At 66.7% G+C, this 18,135-nt stretch carries 13 protein-coding genes; 12 read left to right on the top strand and 1 reads right to left on the bottom strand.

Features of this window, described 5'->3' with window-relative positions:
* Positions 1–128: helix-turn-helix domain-containing protein (locus tag A9975_RS38445; protein WP_255504272.1), on the bottom strand; the 128-nt coding region annotated here is incomplete at its 3' end.
* Between the two features lie 527 nt (positions 129–655).
* Here A9975_RS38445 and A9975_RS36610 point away from each other — a divergent pair.
* From A9975_RS36610 to A9975_RS36555, 12 genes are all read left to right on the top strand, one after another.
* Positions 656–1,642 (top strand): GlxA family transcriptional regulator, encoded by a 987-nt coding sequence (locus A9975_RS36610; protein ID WP_183036997.1) that lies wholly within the window; start codon positions 656–658, stop codon positions 1,640–1,642.
* Positions 1,643–1,782: 140 nt separating this feature from the next.
* A complete protein-coding gene (locus A9975_RS36605) occupies positions 1,783–3,315 on the top strand; it encodes a mannose-1-phosphate guanylyltransferase/mannose-6-phosphate isomerase (RefSeq protein ID WP_183036996.1) in 1,533 nt (510 codons plus the stop codon).
* 209 nt (positions 3,316–3,524) lie between these two features.
* Positions 3,525–4,904, top strand: a complete 1,380-nt coding sequence (locus A9975_RS36600) for an undecaprenyl-phosphate glucose phosphotransferase (protein WP_183036995.1) — start codon at positions 3,525–3,527, stop codon at positions 4,902–4,904.
* Positions 4,905–5,011: 107 nt separating this feature from the next.
* Complete coding sequence (locus A9975_RS36595; RefSeq protein WP_183036994.1) at positions 5,012–7,246, top strand: polysaccharide biosynthesis tyrosine autokinase; 2,235 nt, start codon at positions 5,012–5,014, stop codon at positions 7,244–7,246.
* Positions 7,247–7,312: 66 nt separating this feature from the next.
* The gene (gene gmd, locus A9975_RS36590; protein WP_150984996.1) at positions 7,313–8,431 is read left to right on the top strand and encodes a GDP-mannose 4,6-dehydratase; all 1,119 of its coding nucleotides are present in this window, start codon (positions 7,313–7,315) and stop codon (positions 8,429–8,431) included.
* A 5-nt stretch (positions 8,432–8,436) separates the two neighbouring features.
* Entirely contained in the window at positions 8,437–9,426 is a 990-nt protein-coding gene (locus A9975_RS36585; protein ID WP_183036993.1) for a GDP-L-fucose synthase, read from the top strand.
* Positions 9,427–9,445: 19 nt separating this feature from the next.
* Complete coding sequence (locus A9975_RS36580; protein ID WP_150984998.1) at positions 9,446–10,621, top strand: glycosyltransferase family 4 protein; 1,176 nt, start codon at positions 9,446–9,448, stop codon at positions 10,619–10,621.
* Between the two features lie 215 nt (positions 10,622–10,836).
* Positions 10,837–12,141, top strand: a complete 1,305-nt coding sequence (locus A9975_RS36575; protein WP_183036992.1) for a glycosyltransferase WbuB — start codon at positions 10,837–10,839, stop codon at positions 12,139–12,141.
* Between the two features lie 112 nt (positions 12,142–12,253).
* Positions 12,254–13,504 carry an acyltransferase gene (locus A9975_RS36570; protein WP_183036991.1) on the top strand — a complete coding sequence of 417 codons (1,251 nt, stop codon included), beginning with the start codon at positions 12,254–12,256 and terminating at the stop codon, positions 13,502–13,504.
* Between the two features lie 13 nt (positions 13,505–13,517).
* The gene (locus tag A9975_RS36565; RefSeq protein WP_255504264.1) at positions 13,518–15,020 is read left to right on the top strand and encodes a hypothetical protein; all 1,503 of its coding nucleotides are present in this window, start codon (positions 13,518–13,520) and stop codon (positions 15,018–15,020) included.
* Positions 15,017–16,225, top strand: coding sequence for a glycosyltransferase (locus A9975_RS36560; protein ID WP_183036990.1), 1,209 nt, complete (start codon positions 15,017–15,019; stop codon positions 16,223–16,225). Before A9975_RS36565 ends, A9975_RS36560 begins: the two co-directional genes overlap by 4 nt.
* A gap of 148 nt (positions 16,226–16,373) precedes the next feature.
* Positions 16,374–18,116 (top strand): FAD-dependent oxidoreductase, encoded by a 1,743-nt coding sequence (locus A9975_RS36555; RefSeq protein ID WP_183036989.1) that lies wholly within the window; start codon positions 16,374–16,376, stop codon positions 18,114–18,116.
* Positions 18,117–18,135: the final 19 nt, after the last annotated feature.

Genomic DNA, 18,135 nt, shown 5'->3' with positions numbered 1-18,135 from the left:
CAGCGCTGGACCAGCCGCCGGACTTGCCGCGCGGTCAAATCCAGGCGCTCTGCGGCGCGCCATTGCGCCAGCAGGCCCTCGGCCGTTGCCTGAATGACCTTGAAGCGGTCAACTTCACGCAGACTCATGGTGATCAACCCTCGATCCTTCACGGCGCGCTCCCGTCCAACCCAGGCGCTACCAGTATAGGTCTATCCAGAGGACATTCTGATGTGGCTGGAAGCGGACATTCTGATTTGGCCTTTACATTTTTAATGTTTAGAAATGATTTTTATGTTATCTGGTGTAGATGCGGATCCGGCGGAAATCGTGGAATTAATGTCGGATTCCCACACTCATGCACCTTTTGCGACCCTTGTGTTCGGTAGCCAACGCACAGATCGGTGCAGGGTTTGCTGCGATGCATCATTCCTCATAGAGTAGGAGCTAGTTGCAGGACAGCGCGCTGGGACAAGTGATCTGAGGCGAGGTCGGTACCCGGAAACGGCTGTATTTACAACGTCTTGCATGGAATTTTGGAGCGGGCGGACACCTTCCGCCAACATCTCGCTACTTTCCGACACGGACACATTTCTCGGATTCGGGATCGCTACGATGCATTGCAACACCAATAAATTCGCGCAAGAACGGATCAACAATTCTTTGGGGGAAAATCATGCCGTACGCCCAACTTGAGCCCGCAACGGTTAGTTGGCTTCATACCTCAACTAACCGTTCAAAGTGCGCCGTGCGGCGCGTCGGCATTTTGTTGTTCGATGGTTTTTCATTATTGGGTGCGGGTTTGGTGGCTGAGCTATTCCAGACCGCCAATGAATGTTCCGCATCCGATCCCGCCAAAGAATCCGCCTATGACGTGCGCCTGCTTTCCGTAGACGGAGGCAGCGTCGCCTGTTCCGCGTCCGTACGGGTCTGGACCGACGGACTCGATCCGCGCCAGTTCATCGGCTTCGATGTGCTCTTCATCGCCGGTGGCGCGGGCGCTCATGCCGCCGCGGCGGACGAGCGGCTGCTGCGCTGGCTGCGCGTTGTCTCCCCCCGCACGCCCACGGTGCGGCCCATCGCCGAAGGCCGCGCCGTGCTGGCGGCGGCCGGCGTGCTCAAGCCGCACGAGGACGAGCATCGCCATCCCGTGTTCGGGCTGCACGCCTCGGACGAGTCCGGCGAGCAATACGAACTTGTCCGGGGCGCGCTGACGCTGATCAAGCGCGATCTCGGCCTGGACGTGGCGCGCGCGGTCGGTACCCGGGTGATGCCCGCCTGGACCGCCCGCCTGATGCCCAGGCTCGCGGATACCGGCGCGACCAGCGCGGGCGACAAGATCCGCGCGGCCGCGCGCTGGCTGCATGAGCACTGCGAGCAATCCATCTCGGTGTCGGATGCCGCGCAGGTGGCAGCCATGAGCGAGCGCAACTTCCTGCGCCGCTTCAAGCTGGAAATGGGCGTGACACCGTCCGACTACCTGCTGCACGCCCGCCTGGATACCGCGTGCAGTTTCCTGGCCGAGACGGAGCTGCCTGTGGACAAGGTGGCGCGGCGCTGCGGCATGGGCAATGGCGACCGGCTGGCCAAGATCTTCCGCAAGCGCATGTCGATTTCCCCAACGGAATACCGTCAGCGCAGCAAGATCAGCGCAGTGGGTTAGCAGGCATGTGGGGCATGAAGGGCGTGCGGGACCGGCGGCGTATCCGCGGGCCCGCAGGTCCGCGCATTGCCCCGCGTAGACGATTGGCGCCACGGGCCGCTTGCGCAAGAGCGCGGCGCCCGACCAGGGAGGGCTGGATCATGTCGAATAAAGTGCTGGAGCCTGTTGCCGTGCAACCCGGGGACACCGCCGCGGTGGCACCGGGCGCCCCCGTGCGCTTGCGCATTGCGCCCGTGGTGCTGGCCGGCGGCGCGGGCACGCGCCTGTGGCCACTGTCGCGAGAGCATTTCCCCAAGCAACTGATCGACCTGGTGGGCAAGGACTCGCTGCTGCAGTCCACGCTGCTGCGCATGCAGGGCTTCTCCGCCGGCCACGAGATCGAGCCCAGCGCCATCATCGTCTGCGGCGACGAGCATCGCTTTATCACCAGCGAACAATTGCAGGCCAGCGGCATGCAAGGCCGGCTGGTGGTGGAGCCGGTCCGGCGCAATACGGCGCCCGCGCTCACGCTGGCCGCATCGCTGGCGCTGGCCGACGGCGAGGACGCAATCCTGGTGGTCATGCCGGCCGACCACGCGATTCCCGACACCGGCGCCTTTCACCGGGCGCTGTCGATCGCGGCCGCGCATGCCGGCGAGGGGGCCATCGTCACCCTTGGCGTGCCGCCCACGCGGCCCGACACGGGCTACGGCTACATCAAGCTTGGCGAGATGCTGCCCGACGGCGTGCGCCACATGGAGCGCTTTGTCGAGAAGCCTGCCATCGAGCTTGCCGCGCAGTACGTGGCCAGTGGCAACTACTGGTGGAACAGCGGCATCTTTGTCGTGCGCGCCACGGTCTGGATGAAGGCGATCGAGGCATTGCATCCCGCCATCCACGAGATGTGCGTCGCGTCGGTGGCCGAAGGCAAGCAGGAGGGCCAGTTCTTCCGGCCCGCGTCGCGGCAGTTCTTCCTGAGCCCGTCGGACTCGATCGACTACGCCGTGATGGAGCGCCTGGACCACCCGGCCTCGCCGTGCCGGGGCGTGGTGGTGCCGCTGGAGGCGGGCTGGTCGGACCTGGGCTCGTGGGACGCCGTGTGGGATGCCATGGACAAGGACGCCGAAGGCAACGCCGGGCGCGGCCGCGTGGTGTTCGAAGGCGCGCACTCCAGCTATGTCCATTCCGACGGGCGCCTGGTGGCATGCGTCGGGACCAGCAACATCGTGGTGGTGGAGACGGCTGACGCGGTGCTGGTGGTGGACCGCTCGCATGTGCAGGACGTCAAGGACGTGGTCGCGCGCATGAAGATCCTGCACGCGCCGGAGGCCGACACGCACCGCAAGGTACGCAGGCCCTGGGGCTTCTATGACTCCATCGAGCATGGCGATCGCTTTCAGGTCAAGCGCATCGTGGTCCAGCCGGGCGCGCGCCTGTCGCTGCAGCTGCATCACCATCGCGCCGAGCATTGGGTGGTGGTCAGCGGCACGGCGATGGTCACGCGCGGCGAGGAGCAATTCCTGCTCAGCGAGAACCAGTCCACTTTTATTCCGCTCGGCGTGCTGCATCGCCTGGAGAACCCGGGAAAGCTCCCGCTGGAGATCATCGAGATCCAGTCCGGCGGCTACCTGGGTGAAGACGACATCGTGCGCGTCGACGATACCTATGGCCGTTGCCCGGGACCACAAGCGTAACGAGCAACAGACAAGGGACAAGGGACAAGGGGCAAGGAACGAAGGACCGCCGGGCCACGCGGGCGCCGCCGGACGCGACCATGGGGAGCTCGCGTGCGGCGCGCCAGGAAAGCATGGCGTGGCGCTGCAAAGTGACGTGAAGCAAAGAAGGAAGCCAGGCAACGAGTGGTGAAGAAACGCGAAGGGCTGGGAAGAACGGGGAGAGGAACATGCTCAAGATCGAAGGGTTGCTGGCGCGCCTTCTGGACGTCGCGCTGGTGTTTGCCGGTGCCGCGATTGCCTCGCACATGCGCTTCAACGACATGTCGCAGCGCACGTTCTACGACGTGTTCATCGCGCTCTCCGTCGCGTTCACGCTGGCCCTGTTTCCTGCCTTCGGCATCTACGAGTCCTGGCGCGGACGCTCCAAGATCGGGCTAGCCGGCCATATCGCGCTGGCCTGGCTGCTGGTGCAGTTCAGCGGCGTCATGGTGTTGTTCTCGTTGCACCATATCGACATCGTCTCGCGCCTGTGGTTCGTTTACTGGACGGGCTCCACCGGCGCCATGCTGATCGTGTCGCGCCTGATGACCCATGCGGTGCTGGGCCAGGTACGCAGCGCAGGCATGAACCTGCACAAGGTCGCCGTGGTTGGCTGCGGTGCGCACTGCAGCGCGGTGATCCGGCGCGGCGTGGCCGCGCCAGCCTCCGGCTTTCGCGTGGTGGCGGCGTTCAACGTGGCGCCGCAGAGCGGCAGCCTCAATTCGAAGGTGCCGACGTTCGATGATCGCGCCGCCTTCCACCGCTATATCCGCTCGCAGGATATCCACGAACTGTGGCTGGCACTGCCGCTGTCCGAGGAGCGCGTCATCCTGGAGTTCGTGGAGGAGTTCCGCGACGAACTGGTCAATGTCCGCTTCATGCCGGACCTGCACAGCCTGGCGTTGTTTGACAGCGGCACCATCGAGCTGATCGGCATGCCCGCGATCAACCTGGTGGCGTCGCCGCTATCGGCCTCCGCGCTGCGCCAGAAGGACGTGTTCGACCGCCTCTTTGCCGCGGCCGCGCTGATCGGCCTGTCGCCGTTGCTGATCGTGATCGCCATCGCCGTCAAGCTGTCGTCGCGCGGGCCGGTGCTGTTCAAGCAAAAGCGCAAGAGTACCGACGGGCGCATCTTCACCATCTACAAGTTCCGCTCCATGCGCGCGCATGCCGAGGCGGCCGGCGTAGTGACCCAGGCCAGGCGCAACGATCCGCGCATCACGCGCGTGGGCGCGTTCCTGCGGCGCACCAGCCTGGATGAGTTGCCGCAGTTCTTCAACGTGCTGCGCGGGGACATGTCGGTGGTGGGGCCGCGCCCGCATGCCATCGAGCATGACGACCAGTACCAGAAGCTGGTCAGCGGCTACATCCACCGCTACCGCGTCAAGCCCGGCATTACCGGCTGGGCCCAGGTAAACGGCTATCGCGGCGAGACGGATCGCATCGAGAAGATGGAGGGCCGCATCGCCTGCGACCTGTATTACCTGGGCAACTGGTCGTTCGCGCTCGATATGCGGATCATCGCCGCCACGGTGGTCAAGGGCCTGGTGCATCGCAACGCTTACTGAGCCATACGGAGCCGTAGGGAGAGCCGTATGGAGCGCAAGGACGGGGCCGCGGCGCGCGTTAGAGCGTTGCCGGCGGGAAGCGATAGTTAGATGGAAGTCAACAAGACATGGCTACCTCATTCGAAACCCAATACACCGATGTCTCCGGCCCGGCCGAGCTCCGGCTGTCCGACTACCTGGTGACGCTGGTCGACCACTGGCGCATGATTGCCGCCATCACCCTGCTGGCGCTGGTGCTGGGCACCGTCTATGCCTTGCTGCAGAAACCGGTCTACCGCGCCGACGCCATGATCCAGGTGGAGGAGAGCAAAGGCGGCAACGCCGCCAATGCCAACCAGGGCTCGTCGCTGCAGACGCTGTCGTCGATCTTCGATCCCAACTCCTCCACGGCGGCCGAGATCGAGCTGATCCGGTCCCGGCTGGTGGTGGAGGAGGCGGTGCGCAAGCTGCATCTGGATATCGCGGCCAGGCCGCGCTACTTCCCCGTGATCGGCGCGTGGCTGGCGGCATACAACAGCGGGCTGGCGCCGCCCACGGAACTGCTCGGCCTGTCGCAGTACGCATGGGGCGCGGAAGCCATCACGATCTCGCTGCTCGACACGCCGCAGAAGTACTACGGCAAGGTGTTCAGGCTGATCGCCGACAGCGCGCACACCTACACCCTGCAGGATCCCGAAGGCAATACGGTGCTGCAGGGACGGGTTGGCGAGGAGGCCGCCGGCACTACCGCGCTGGGCCCGGTGCGCATCCGCGTGGATGCGCTGGTGGGGCGCAACGGGTCGCAGTTCGAGCTGGTGCGCGCATCCACCATCGGCACGGTGGAGCGTATCCAGCGCGCGCTCGCGGTGGCCGAGTCCGCCCTGCAGTCCGGCATCATCCGCGCCAGCCTGGAGGGGCCGGACCCCAAGCTCACCGCGGATATCGTCAACACCGTCGCGCGCCAGTTCGTGCAGCAGGACATTGGCCGGCGCTCCGCCGAAGCCGAGCACACGCTGGCGTTCCTGGACCAGCAGTTGCCGGCGCTGCGCAAGGAACTCGACCTGGCCGAGGAGCGCTACAACTCGTTTCGCAATCGGCAGGGCACCGTCAACCTCGGCGAGGAAAGCCGGCTGCTGCTGCAGCAGATCGTGGAGAACAAGACCAGCCTGGCGCGCTTGCAGACGCGGTTGGCCGAGATCCGCACGCACTACACCGACGCCAACCCGGCGGTGGTGGCGCTGATGGCGCAGATCGAAACGCTGAGCGCGCAGCAGAGCACGCTGCGCCGCAGCGTCTCCGTGCTGCCCGATACCGAGCAGACCGCATTGCGTCTGGAGCGGGACGTGCGCGTGGATACCGAGCTCTATACCAACCTGCTTAATAACGCGCAGCAGCTGCGCATCGTCAAGGCGGGCCAGGTCGGCAACGTGCGCGTGGTGGACTTCGCCGAACCCGCGGACGACCCGATCCGCCCGCAACGCGCCATGCTGGTGCTGATCAGCGGCGGCATCGGCCTGGTGCTGGGGGCCTTGCTGGCTTTCCTGCGCAAGGCCCTGTATGGCGGCGTGGAGCATCCGGAAGAGATCGAGCGGATGCTGGGCGTGCCGGTCTGCGCGGTGGTGCCGCGCAGCCAGACGCAGCTACGCTTGCAGCGCGAGCTGCGCGCCTCCGGCAGCAGCGGGCTGGGCGTGCTGGCGGCACGCGCGCCGGACGACATCGCCGTGGAAGGCGTGCGCGCCTTGCGCACCACGCTGCAGTACGCGCTGCACACCGCCCGCAACAACGTCGTGATGCTGACCGGCTCGCGCCAGGATGCCGGCAAGTCGTTCCTGTCCGTGAACCTGGCCGCGCTGGTCGCGTCCGGGCGCAAGCGCGTGCTGCTGATCGACGGCGACATGCGGCGCGGCGAGGTTCACGTGCACTTCGGGCTGTCGCAGGTGCCGGGACTGTCGGACACGCTGATGGGCACGGACATCGACTCCGTGGTGATCCGCGAGGTGCTGCCGGGCCTGGATGTGCTGACCCGCGGCAGCTTGCCGCCCGATCCGGCGGAGCTGCTGATGAGCGATCGCTTCCACGCCATGCTGGACCTGTTCAAGCAACGCTACGACATGGTCATCATCGACACGCCGCCCGTGCTCGCGGTCACGGATGCCACGCTGCTCGGGCGGCACGCGGGCACCACCTTGCTGGTGGTGCGCCACGGCCGGCATTCCGCGGCCGAGGTCACCGAGACCGCGCGGCGCCTGACCAACGGCGGCGTGACGCTGCATGGCGTGCTGCTGACCGACGTCCCCAAGCCGCCACTGCTGCTGCGCACGGGCTACACCGAGTACTACGGCTACGACGGACGGGTGAAGTAGGGCCGCGGGGGGCCGCTGACTCGACATCCATACCAAGCATTACCAACGCAAGGCGGGAGAACGACAATGACGCGCAAGGTTGCTCTGATCACTGGTGTTACCGGGCAGGACGGTTCCTATCTGGCTGAGTTGCTGCTTGAAAAGGGCTACGACGTGCACGGCATCAAGCGCCGCACCTCCCTGTTCAATACAGACCGAATCGATCACCTTTACCGCGAGCGGCACGATCCCGACCGGCACTTCTTCCTGCACCACGGTGACCTGACGGATGCCACCAGCATGCTGCGTGTCATCCAGCAGGTGATGCCCGACGAGATCTACAACCTGGCGGCCCAGAGCCATGTGGCTGTCTCGTTCGAGGAGCCCGAGTACACGGCCAATGCCGACGGCCTTGGCACGCTGCGCATCCTGGAGGCCATCCGCATCCTCGGGCTGCAGAAGAAAACGCGCTTCTACCAGGCTTCCACCTCCGAGCTGTACGGGCTGGTGCAGGAGATCCCGCAGAAGGAAACCACGCCGTTCTATCCGCGCAGCCCATACGCGGTGGCCAAGCTCTATGCCTACTGGATCACGGTCAACTACCGCGAGGCCTACGGCATGTACGCCTGCAACGGCATCCTCTTCAATCATGAGTCTCCGGTGCGCGGCGAGACCTTCGTCACCCGCAAGATCACGCGGGCGATCTCGCGCATCGCGGTCGGGCTGCAGGACGAGTTCTACCTGGGCAACCTGTCCGCGCTGCGTGACTGGGGCCATGCGCGCGACTACGTGGAGATGCAATGGCTGATGCTGCAGCAGGACCAGCCGGAGGACTTCGTGATTGCCAGCGGCGAGCAGTACAGCGTGCGCGAGTTCGTTCAGTGCGCCGCCGCAGAGCTCGGCGTCACCGTGCGATTCGAGGGCAGCGGCGTGGATGAGGTCGGGATCGTGGAGTCGGTCAAGGGCAAGGAAACCAAGCTCACCCCGGGCAAGGTGATCGTGCGCGTGGATCCGGCGTACTTCCGGCCCACCGAGGTGGAGACCTTGCTGGGCGACCCGTCCAAGGCCCACGCCAAGCTGGGCTGGGCGCCGCGTACGCCGTTCTCCAAGCTGGTCAAGGAGATGGTCCGCTCCGACTTCCAGATTGCCCGGCGCGATGCGCTGGTGACGCTGGCCGGATTCCAGGCGCTGGAACACCACGAGTAAGCACCATGGACAAGAACACCGTCTTCTTTATCGCAGGCCACAACGGCATGGTGGGCTCCGCGCTGGTGCGGCGGCTGCGGGCCGATGGCTATCGCAACCTGGTGACGCGGGACCGCGCCGAGCTGGACCTGACGGACCAGGGCGCGGTGCACCGCTTCTTTGCCGATGAGGGCATCGAGGTGGTGCTGCTGGCCGCGGCGCGCGTCGGCGGCATCCTGGCCAATGCCACGCGGCCGGCCAGCTTCCTGTACGAGAACCTGGTCATCGAGACCAACGTGATCCACGCCGCGTACCAGGCAGGCGTGGGGCGGCTGGTGTTCTTCGGCTCCTCCTGCATCTATCCACGCGACTGCGCGCAGCCCATCCGCGAGGAGTACCTGCTGACGGGCGCGCTGGAGCCCACCAACGAGGCCTATGCGATCGCCAAGATTGCCGGGCTGAAACTCTGCGAGGCCTATAACCGGCAGTTCGGTACCCGCTATCTCTCGGTGATGCCGACCAACCTGTACGGCCCCAACGACAACTACGACCTCGCCACCAGCCACGTGCTGCCGGCGCTGATCAGCAAGGCCTGCACGGCAACCCGGCAAGGCGCCCCAAGCATGACCATCTGGGGCACCGGCAAGCCACGCCGCGAGTTCCTGCATGTGGATGACCTCGCGTCGGCCACGCTGTTCCTGCTGGAGCGCGAGGTGCCGCATGGCGTATTCAACGTCGGCACTGGCCGGGACTTGCCGATCCGCGAGCTGGCGCAGCGGATCTGCCGCATTGCCGGCTTCGAGGGCGAACTTGTGTTCGATACCTCCAAGCCTGACGGCACGCCTTGCAAGCTGCTTGATGTTTCGAAACTGGGGCAGATCGGCTGGCGGCCCGCGATCGGCCTTGATGAAGGGATTTCCGCCATCTACCAGGAGTATTCGCGGCGCATGGAAGAGGGGTTGCCCAGGGTCGAGCAGGCAGGGGCAACAGCGCTCTCCGGTGCCGTTATCGAGTGACCGCAAACAGGAGATAACAATGTCAGGCTCAGTCACGATCTTCCACAACGTAGTCTGGTCGCGCCATAAGGGCGCGGTGTTCTCGGCGTTGCACAGCCAGTCTGCGGCAAGCTCGATCCATTACGACATGGTGCAGATTGCGGAGACGGAGCACTTCCGGCTCGGCTTCTCGGACGTCGACTACTCGTTTCACAACTATCCCATGCACCAGCTGTACGCAGGCTGCTATGAGGATGTGCCGCGCTGGAAGATGACTGCGCGCCTGACCTGGGAAGTGCTCAAGGCCAAGGGCGAGCTGGTGGTGCTGCCGGGCTACCACCGCCCGGAATACTGGGCGATGCTGCTGGCATGCATCGTCACCGGCAAGCGGCGCGCGGTGTTTTGCGACTCCACCGGGCGGGACCGGCCGCGGCGCATGCTGACCTCCATTCCCAAGCGCGTGTTCTTCTCGCTGTGCCACGGCTACTTTGGCTTTGGCGAACGCAGCCGCGAGTACCTGATGTCGCTCGGCGCCAAGCCGGAGCGGATCTTCACGCCCTGCCAGGCGGCCGCCATGCCGGCCACCTACAAGCCGGAGCAAGCCCTGCAGGAGCGCCTGAAGCATCGTGCGGACGGCGCGCCCGTGTTCCTGTATGTAGGCCGCCTGTCGGAAGAAAAGGGGCTGGACACGTTGCTGGAAGCCTTCGCGGGCCTGCACAAGACGATGCCGTCGGCAACGCTGCGGCTGGTCGGCACCGGGCCGATGGCAGGCACCCTGCGCCAGATGGCGGCGGAGCTCGGCCTTGAGGCCGCGGTATGCCAGGTCGGCAGCCTGCAGGACGAAGGCTTGTCCAAGGAGTACTACCGGGCGGCCTGCATGGTCTTGCCCAGCCATAGCGAACCGTGGGGCCTGGTGGTCAACGAGGCGCTCGCCCATGGCTGCCCGGCAGTGGTCAGCGAGAACTGCGGCTGCGTGCCGGAACTGGTGCTCGAGGGCGAGACCGGGTTTGCGGTGCCGGCGCGCAGTGCCGCTGCGCTGCAGGCCGGCATGACCCGCGCGCTGGCGGCGTTCGCGGATACCCAGGCTACTGCGGAGCGTTGCCTGTCCGTGATCCGGCGCTTCGATCCGGCGAACGCCGCGTCGAATATCGCGCGCGGCTGCGCCGCGATGCTGAGCGAGCCGGAAGTGCATCAGCGAACGGGCGTGCAGACCTAGGCCTGAACCCGGAACCCAGGATCCAGGACCCAGGAGCCGGGCCCAGCCCGCCATTCTTCCTGCCGCGTGTCTTGACCGTGCGATGGCCTCTGCGGCCATTGCAGGGAGGGTTGCGCGCGTTCGCTGCATGCGCGGCGTTCCCCGGTCGGCCGGCTGCCAGGGAGGAAGGCGTCACGTTGCCGGAATGACACACGCAGAACCGAATGGAGAGTCCCGTGAGAATCCTGATCTGCGGACAGAACTATGCGCCGGAGCTGACCGGAATCGGCAAATACACCGCCGAGATGGCCGAAGCGCTGGCCGCCGGCGGGCATGAGGTCCGCGTGGTCTGTGCGCCCCCTTACTACCCCGGCTGGCGCGTGGGCGAGGGATATTCCGCCTGGCGCTACACCCGCGAGTTGCGCGGCGGCGTCCAGGTGCATCGCGCGCCGTTGTGGGTGCCAGCGCGCCCGACCGGCGCCACGCGCCTGCTGCACCTCGCCAGCTTCGCGCTGGGCGCGCTGCCGTCCTTGCTCAGGCAGGTGCTATGGCGCCCGGATGCCGTGATGGCGATCGCGCCCAACCTGATGAGCGTGCCCGCCACATGGGTGGTGGCACGCCTGGCCGGCGCCAGGACCTGGCTCCACGTGCAGGACTATGAAGTCGACGCGGCCTTCGAGCTGGGCATGCTCAAAGGCGCAAGGCTGCGGCGCGCGGCGCTTGCCACGGAGCGCCTCCTGATGCGCCGCTTCGACGTGGTATCCACCATCTCGGAGAAGATGGCCGAGCATGCGGTGCGCAAGGGCGTGGCCAGCACGCGCGTGTTCCGCCTGCCCAACTGGGTGGATACCACCGCCATCTACCCGCTGGAGCGGCCCAGCACCTATCGCGAGGAACTCGGCATCCCGCCGGACCAGAAGGTCGTGCTCTATGCGGGCAACATGGGCGAGAAGCAAGGCCTGGAAATCCTGGTGTGCGCGGTTGCCGCACTGGCCGGCAATGCCGGCATCACCTTTGTCTTCTGCGGCAACGGCCCGGCCAGGGCGATGCTGGAAACCCACTGCGCCGGGCTGGACAACTGCCGCTTCCTGCCGCTGCAGCCCGTCGACCGGCTCAACGAACTGTTGAACCTGGCGGACATCCATGTGCTGCCCCAGCGCGGCGATGCGGCCGACCTGGTCATGCCCTCCAAGCTGACCGGCATGTTTGCCAGCGGCCGCGCCATCGTTGCCATGGCGCTGCCGGGGACCGAGCTGTTCGCGGCGGTATCGCCGCGCGGGGTCGCGGTGCCCCCGGACGACGTCGAGGCCCTGGCGGGCGCCATCAAGCGGCTCGCCGCATCGCCCGCGCTGCGTGCGGAGCTGGGGGCCGCGGCGCGCGGCTACGCCGAGGCCACGCTGTCCGCCGCCGCCGTGCTGTCCCGCTTCGACGCCAGGCTGCGCGCCTTGTGCGGCGAAGGCGCGGCCCGGGCCGCGGCCGGGGAGCCTCGCGTTGGGGAGGAGCTCCCGGCCAACGTATTGCAGCCGGAGAAGGCGGAGTAGGCGGAGTAGGCGCAGTAGGTGCTGCAGGCGGAGCAGGCCGGGCATCGCGTACGCAACAACAAGAAGGCAGGCGCGCAAGCGGGCACAAGCAAGAGGACAGGGGAGGTGAGGCATGTCAGCGACACAACCAGGCGCGGCGCCGGCACAAGGCCGGACGGCAGCGCGGCCTTACGGCACGGCGACGGCAAGCCACGCCGTGGGGACATTGCCCGCGCTCACCAGCATCCGCTTCCTGGCGGCCTTGACCGTCGTGCTCTGCCACTTCACCGAGATCGGCGTGCTCAACGGCCCGGTGTGGTTCCTGCAGCTGGCCGACGGCGGGCGGCCGGCTGTCTCGCTGTTCTTCGTGCTGTCCGGCTTTGTGCTGACCTTCACCTACCGGGACAAGATCGGCCTGCCAGGCGGCGCCGCCGCGTTCTACGCCGCGCGCTTCGCCCGGATCTACCCGGTGCTGGTGCTGTCGCTGCTGTTGTCGCTGCCGGTGACGCTGTGGCTCTTGCATACGGGCGACAGCGAGCTGTTGCGCGAGTGGTATGGGCTCAAGGGCTCGTACGTCGCGATGCTGGCGGTGAGCCTCGTGGCCCAGTTGCTGGCGCTGACCGCGTGGCTGCCGTTCTCGGCGCTCAACCAGCCTTGGAACGGACCCGCCTGGAGCATCTCGTGCGAGGCCTTCTTCTACGCCTTGTTTCCGTTGTTGCTACGCCGGCTGGAAAAGCGTGGCAGCCGCGCGCTGGCGCTGCTGTGCCTGGCGCTGTGGCTGTTGCAAGGTGCCTGGATCGCGCTGCTGCTGGCGGTGCTGCCGCCGTCCAGGCATGGCTTCCTGGTGGCGCAGTTTCCGCTGACCCATCTTTTCGAGTTCGTGCTCGGTGTCTGCGCGGGCATTGCCTACGCGCGGCTGCGTGGCGCCGGCGGCAGCCGGCACGCGCTCGGCATGGGCCTGGTGGCGGTAGCGGTTTGCGCGGTCGGCACGCTGGCGGTGCTGCGCCCGCTCAGTCCCGCCTTCTACCTGCAGGCGCCGTTCTTTGGCGCGCTGATCCTTGGCCTAGCCTTGCTGGAGCGGCCGGTGGCAGGCGTGCTGCACCGGCGCTGGCTGGTGTCGCTTGGCGAAGCCAGCTTCGCGCTCTACCTGATTCACGTACCGCTGGCGCGCATGGCTTACCTGGCCGGCTGGCGCCAGCAGGCCGGCTGGATGGCGGTGGCGCTGGCCATCTTGCTGAGCCTGGCCATCTACCGCTATGTCGAGGAACCGATGCGCCGGCGGTTGCGGCGCCGGCTGGCGCACCCGCGCGTAGTGCAGCCCGTAGTGCCGCCCGCATCGGCGCCCCAGGCAGCGGCCGTGCCGGTGCAAGCCTCCAACGGATGAAGGAGGGCCCGCCATGCGCAACCGCTTCGCGACCATCTGGATATGGCTGATGCTATGCCCGCTGGCAGTGGATTTCAAAAGCGTCGATGAAAACGGCAGCCGCCTGACGCAGATCCTGCTCACCCTGCCGGTGATCGCAGCGGGCATTGCCCTGGCCTTGATCGCGCCGCGCTTTGTCACGCGCACCCGGTTGAGCTCGGCGGTCATGGCTGCGTTGCTGCTGACCGTGCCGGGCAGCATCGTCCCGCAATTGATCCAGGGCAACGATGTTGGCAATTACCTGCGCGTGCTGTTGCCGTTCATGTTGTTCCTGATCGGCTACCTGGCCGCGCGCCATCCGTGGCCGCAAGAGCGCCTGACGCAGATCGAGTCGGCGATGTTCGCCGCCATGGTGACGTCGCTGCTGTTCAGCTTTGCCTATGGCATGGCGGTGGGGGGCGGGCTGGAGACGGTGCGCTTTCGCATTGTCTCGGTGGTCTTCCTGGCGACGCAGGGCGTGCTGCTGCACGAGTTCGTCATTGCCAGGCGCGCGACCAAGTTCACCGTGCTGCTGTTCATCGGCACCGTGACCATCGAGATGCTCAGCGTCACGCGCAGCTTGCTGGTCGGCACGGCGTTGCTGTTCTGCTTTGCCACGTGGCTGAGCGCGGCGTCGCTGCGCCATCTGTTCAAGGCGGTGCTGCGCGCGGTCGTCATCACGACGGTGCTGGTAGGCGGCACCGCGTTGGTTGGCTCGGAGTTGTTTCCGAGCGTCGCCGCGCACTGGACCCAGCGGATTGCGGCGGGCAAGGCCACCGCTTCCGGCATCGACCCGACAACCGCCACCCGGCTCGCCGAGCTCAAGGACCAGTATGACCAGGTCACCTCGAACACGACGTCGCTCATGGTCGGCAAAGGCTATGGACATTTCTATCGCTATTCGCCCGCTTACCTGAAGGCGCTCTCCGGGCAGATGAGTGAGAAGGAGTTCTATGCGATCAACGAGTGGACGGCGGGACATAACTTCTGGGTCTACCAGTTGTTCGCGGGCGGCTTGCTGTTTGGCATCGCGTTTCCTGCCATCGTGCTGTTCTCGCTCTATCGCGGCAGCATGGCCTATCGCCACTGGCGGCGCGTGGCGCCGAACGCGCCCAACCTGGCCGTGATGGGCCGCGCCTTGCTGGTGCTGGCGGCGCTGCCGGCCACGTCGATCGGCGGCAATCCGCTGGGCCCGCGCTTTTCCGGCGTGGTGTACGGCGTGGCGCTGGGCCTGTTGGTGGCCACGCATGCGCAGCTGGCCCGCTCGACGGCCGCGAAGCTCGCCGCGCAAGGCGCGGCGGCGGCCGAACGTGCGCGGCAGGCGCAACAGGCAAAACAGGGAAGGCCCAGGCGAGCCCCGCTGGCGGGGGCGCCCGGACCCTATGCGCCAATGCTCACAACGATAGCCCACGCGCCGGCTGCCAACGCGCCCGGCGATGACCAGCCAGAGCGCGCGCCCAAGCGTCTGCGATTTGCCCCGCAAGGAGTCGACCGATGAACATCCTTCACCTGCTTTCATCGATCGATCCCAGGCTGGGCGGACCCGTGGAATGCGTGCGCCAGGGCAGCGCCCAGCTTGTCGCGCAGGGCCATCGCGTGGAGGTGCTGTCGCTCGATCCGCCGGACGCGCCCTACCTGGCCGACTTCCCCTTGCCTTTGCATGTGCTGGGGCCCGCGCGCGGCTACTACCACTACTCGCCCCGGCTGGTGCCCTGGCTGCGCGAGCATGCGCAGGAGTTCGACGCAGTCATCGTCAACGGCCTGTGGCAATACCATGGCTTTGGCGCGTGGCGCGCGCTGCGCAAGCTGCAGGTGCCGTACTACGTCTACCCGCACGGCATGCTCGATCCCTGGTTCAAGCGCGCCTACCCGCGCAAGCACCTGAAGAAGTGGCTCTACTGGCCGTGGGCCGAGTACCGCGTACTGCGCGATGCGCGAGCCGTGTTGTTTACCGCCGAGGAAGAGCGGCGCCTGGCCAGCCAGTCCTTCTGGCTGTACCGCGCCAGGGAATCGGTCGTGAGCCTTGGCACGCAGTCGCCGCCCCCGGAGCACGACGCCGACGGCGTGGCATTGCGCGAGCGCTTCCTGGTGGCATACCCCGAGCTGCGCGGCAAGCGCATCGTCTTGTTTCTTGGCCGCGTGCACGAGAAGAAGGGCTGCGACCTGCTGATCGACGCCTTTGCCCGCGTGGCGGCGCTGGACCCGCAGGCGCACCTCGTGATCGCGGGCCCCGATAGCGCGGGATGGGTGCCGCGGCTGCAGTCGCAGGCCGCAGCGCGTGGCATTGGCGCACGCGTGAGCTGGCCCGGCATGCTGCGCGCGGAGATGAAGTGGGGCGCGTTCTATGCCAGCGATGTATTCGCGCTGCCCTCGCACCAGGAGAACTTTGGCATCGCGGTGGCCGAGGCGCTGGGTTGTGCCGTGCCCGCACTGATCTCCGACAAGGTCAATATCTGGCGCGAGATCGAGCGTGACGGCGCGGGCCTTGCCGCGCCCGACACCGTCGAGGGATGCGAGGCGCTGCTGCGGCGCTGGCTCTCCATGGACGACGCCCAGCGCGTGCAGATGCGCGCCTGCGCCAAGGCAACGTTCAACCGGCGCTTCACCGTGGAAAGCATGGCTCGCGACCTGCTGCGCGTGCTGCAGTCCGGCGAGCCGGCGCAGGCCGTGATGGAACCCGAGTGGCTGGGCCGCGATGCCTGATGCGGGATGCGCGATGCGTCCGGCAACGCACGTGCTTGGCCGCGGTTAGCGCAATGTTGGCGCACGCGAGCGAGGGCGTCGTACGAAGATGGAAGCGGGAAGGGTAGTGGCAATCCGTCTTGAAACCGGCCAACAGGGGGAGCAGTAGATGTTTATCGACACCAGAAAGCTCGAAGAGGACGCCGTGGTGCACACCACCGTCTGCATCATTGGCGCCGGGGTGGCCGGCATCACGCTGGCGCTGGAGATGCAGCGGCTTGGCATCGACGCCTGCTTGCTGGAGAGTGGCGGCTACAAGGCCGATGACGACACGCGCGACCTCTATCGCGGCGAGAACATCGGGCTGCCCTATACCTTCGCCGATGGCAGCCGCAGCCGCTTTCTCGGCGGCAGCAGCAATTGCTGGGGCGGCTGGTGCCGCCCGCTGGACCCGTGGGACCTGGAAAAGCGCAGCTGGGTCGCGCACAGCGGCTGGCCGTTCGGGCTCGATGAACTCACCCCTTACTACGAGCGCACCCATGCGCTGCTCAAGCTCGGGCCCAACAACTTCGATCCCGCTTACTGGGAGGCCGCCATCCGCCGTCCCGACGTGCGGCGCCTGCCGCTGATCGGCGAGCATATCCGCGACACGATCTCGCAGTTCAGCCCGCCGGCCCGCTTTGGCAAGCTGTACCGCGAGCCGCTGGAACAATCGCATCGCGTCAAGGTGTATCTCTACGCCAACGTGGTCGACATCGGCACCAATGCCGATGCCACTTCAGTGACAGAGGTCTCGGTCGCCACGCTCAGCGGGCGGCATATCAAGGTGGCGGCGCGCTTGTTCGTGCTGGCCACGGGCGGCATCGAAAACGCTCGCCTGCTGCTGGCATCGAACAAGGTGCAGCCTGCCGGCCTGGGCAATGGCGCGGACCTGGTGGGCCGCTATTTCATGGACCATCCGCGGCTGATGTCCGGCAGTGTCCGCTTCAACAAAGGATGGGCGCGCAACAAGCTCTACGACATCAAGTACCACTACCAGAACGCGGCGGTGAGTGCCAACGGCACCTATGTCTCCTCGCAGTTCGCGCTCAAGCCCGCCGTGCTGGAACGCGAAGGCCTGCTCAATGCGCGGGTGTGGTTCTTCTCGATGTTCTACGGCGAAGGCAGCAAGGGCGCGGAGGCGCTGTTCCGCACCAAGCAGGCACTGTTGAAGAAGGACCAGCCAGGCCACAGCCTCACCCGGGACCTGCTGACCATGGCCGCGCACCCGGTCGACACCGTGGGCTTCGGGCTGACGCGGCTGATGCAGCCGCGCTCGCTGATCACCGACGTCAAGATGCAGGCTATCGTGGAGGCCGATCCCGATCCGGACAGCCGGGTGACGCTGTCCGAACACCGCGACCGGCTTGGCGTGCCGCGAGTGCGCGTGCACTGGCGCGTAGGCAGCCTGGTGCAGCGTACCTTCGACCGCACCTTTGCGCTGCTCGCGCAGGAGCTGCAAAGCAGCGGCGTGGCGCAAGTCACGCTGGATCCACCCGTGGAGGGCCAGCCCTGGCCCGCCGCGCTCGAAGGTACCTGGCACCACATGGGCACCACACGCATGCATGATTCGCCAACAATGGGAGTGGTGGACCGCAATAGCCGCGTCCATGGCATCTCGAATCTCTACGTGGCCGGCAGTTCTGTGTTCCCGACCGTCGGCGCGAATTTCCCCACCATCACCATTGCTGCGCTGGCATTGCGCCTGGGCGGGCACATCGCACGGGAGCTCGGCATGCCGTGCGCGACCTACGCGAGCGACGGCACGCCGCAGCACAAGGCGCCTGCACGCGAGCCGGAGCAAGCGATGACGCTGGCGGGCGCGGGCATGGCGGGGGCAGCGCAGGGCTTGATGCCCTTGCGCGAGGAGTGACTTAGGGGGCCGCGGCTGG

This window comes from Cupriavidus sp. UME77, from assembly GCF_014170355.1.
GTDB classification, from domain to species: domain Bacteria; phylum Pseudomonadota; class Gammaproteobacteria; order Burkholderiales; family Burkholderiaceae; genus Cupriavidus; species Cupriavidus basilensis.
The sequence above is the reverse complement of the archived record's forward strand: the minus strand, read 5'-3'. Positions and strand labels throughout refer to the sequence as shown.

Excerpts from the sequence above, each read along its gene's own strand:
- A9975_RS36600 (WP_183036995.1), top strand. The coding sequence starts at position 3,525 with ATGCTCAAGATCGAAGGGTTGCTGGCGCGCCTTCTGGACGTCGCGCTG.
- A9975_RS36605 (WP_183036996.1), top strand. The coding sequence starts at position 1,783 with ATGTCGAATAAAGTGCTGGAGCCTGTTGCCGTGCAACCCGGGGACACC.
- A9975_RS36560 (WP_183036990.1), top strand. The coding sequence starts at position 15,017 with ATGAACATCCTTCACCTGCTTTCATCGATCGATCCCAGGCTGGGCGGA.
- A9975_RS36565 (WP_255504264.1), top strand. The coding sequence starts at position 13,518 with ATGCGCAACCGCTTCGCGACCATCTGGATATGGCTGATGCTATGCCCG.
- A9975_RS36610 (WP_183036997.1), top strand. The coding sequence starts at position 656 with ATGCCGTACGCCCAACTTGAGCCCGCAACGGTTAGTTGGCTTCATACC.
- A9975_RS36595 (WP_183036994.1), top strand. The coding sequence starts at position 5,012 with ATGGCTACCTCATTCGAAACCCAATACACCGATGTCTCCGGCCCGGCC.
- A9975_RS36570 (WP_183036991.1), top strand. The coding sequence starts at position 12,254 with ATGTCAGCGACACAACCAGGCGCGGCGCCGGCACAAGGCCGGACGGCA.
- A9975_RS36585 (WP_183036993.1), top strand. The coding sequence starts at position 8,437 with ATGGACAAGAACACCGTCTTCTTTATCGCAGGCCACAACGGCATGGTG.
- gmd (WP_150984996.1), top strand. The coding sequence starts at position 7,313 with ATGACGCGCAAGGTTGCTCTGATCACTGGTGTTACCGGGCAGGACGGT.
- A9975_RS36580 (WP_150984998.1), top strand. The coding sequence starts at position 9,446 with ATGTCAGGCTCAGTCACGATCTTCCACAACGTAGTCTGGTCGCGCCAT.
- A9975_RS36555 (WP_183036989.1), top strand. The coding sequence starts at position 16,374 with ATGTTTATCGACACCAGAAAGCTCGAAGAGGACGCCGTGGTGCACACC.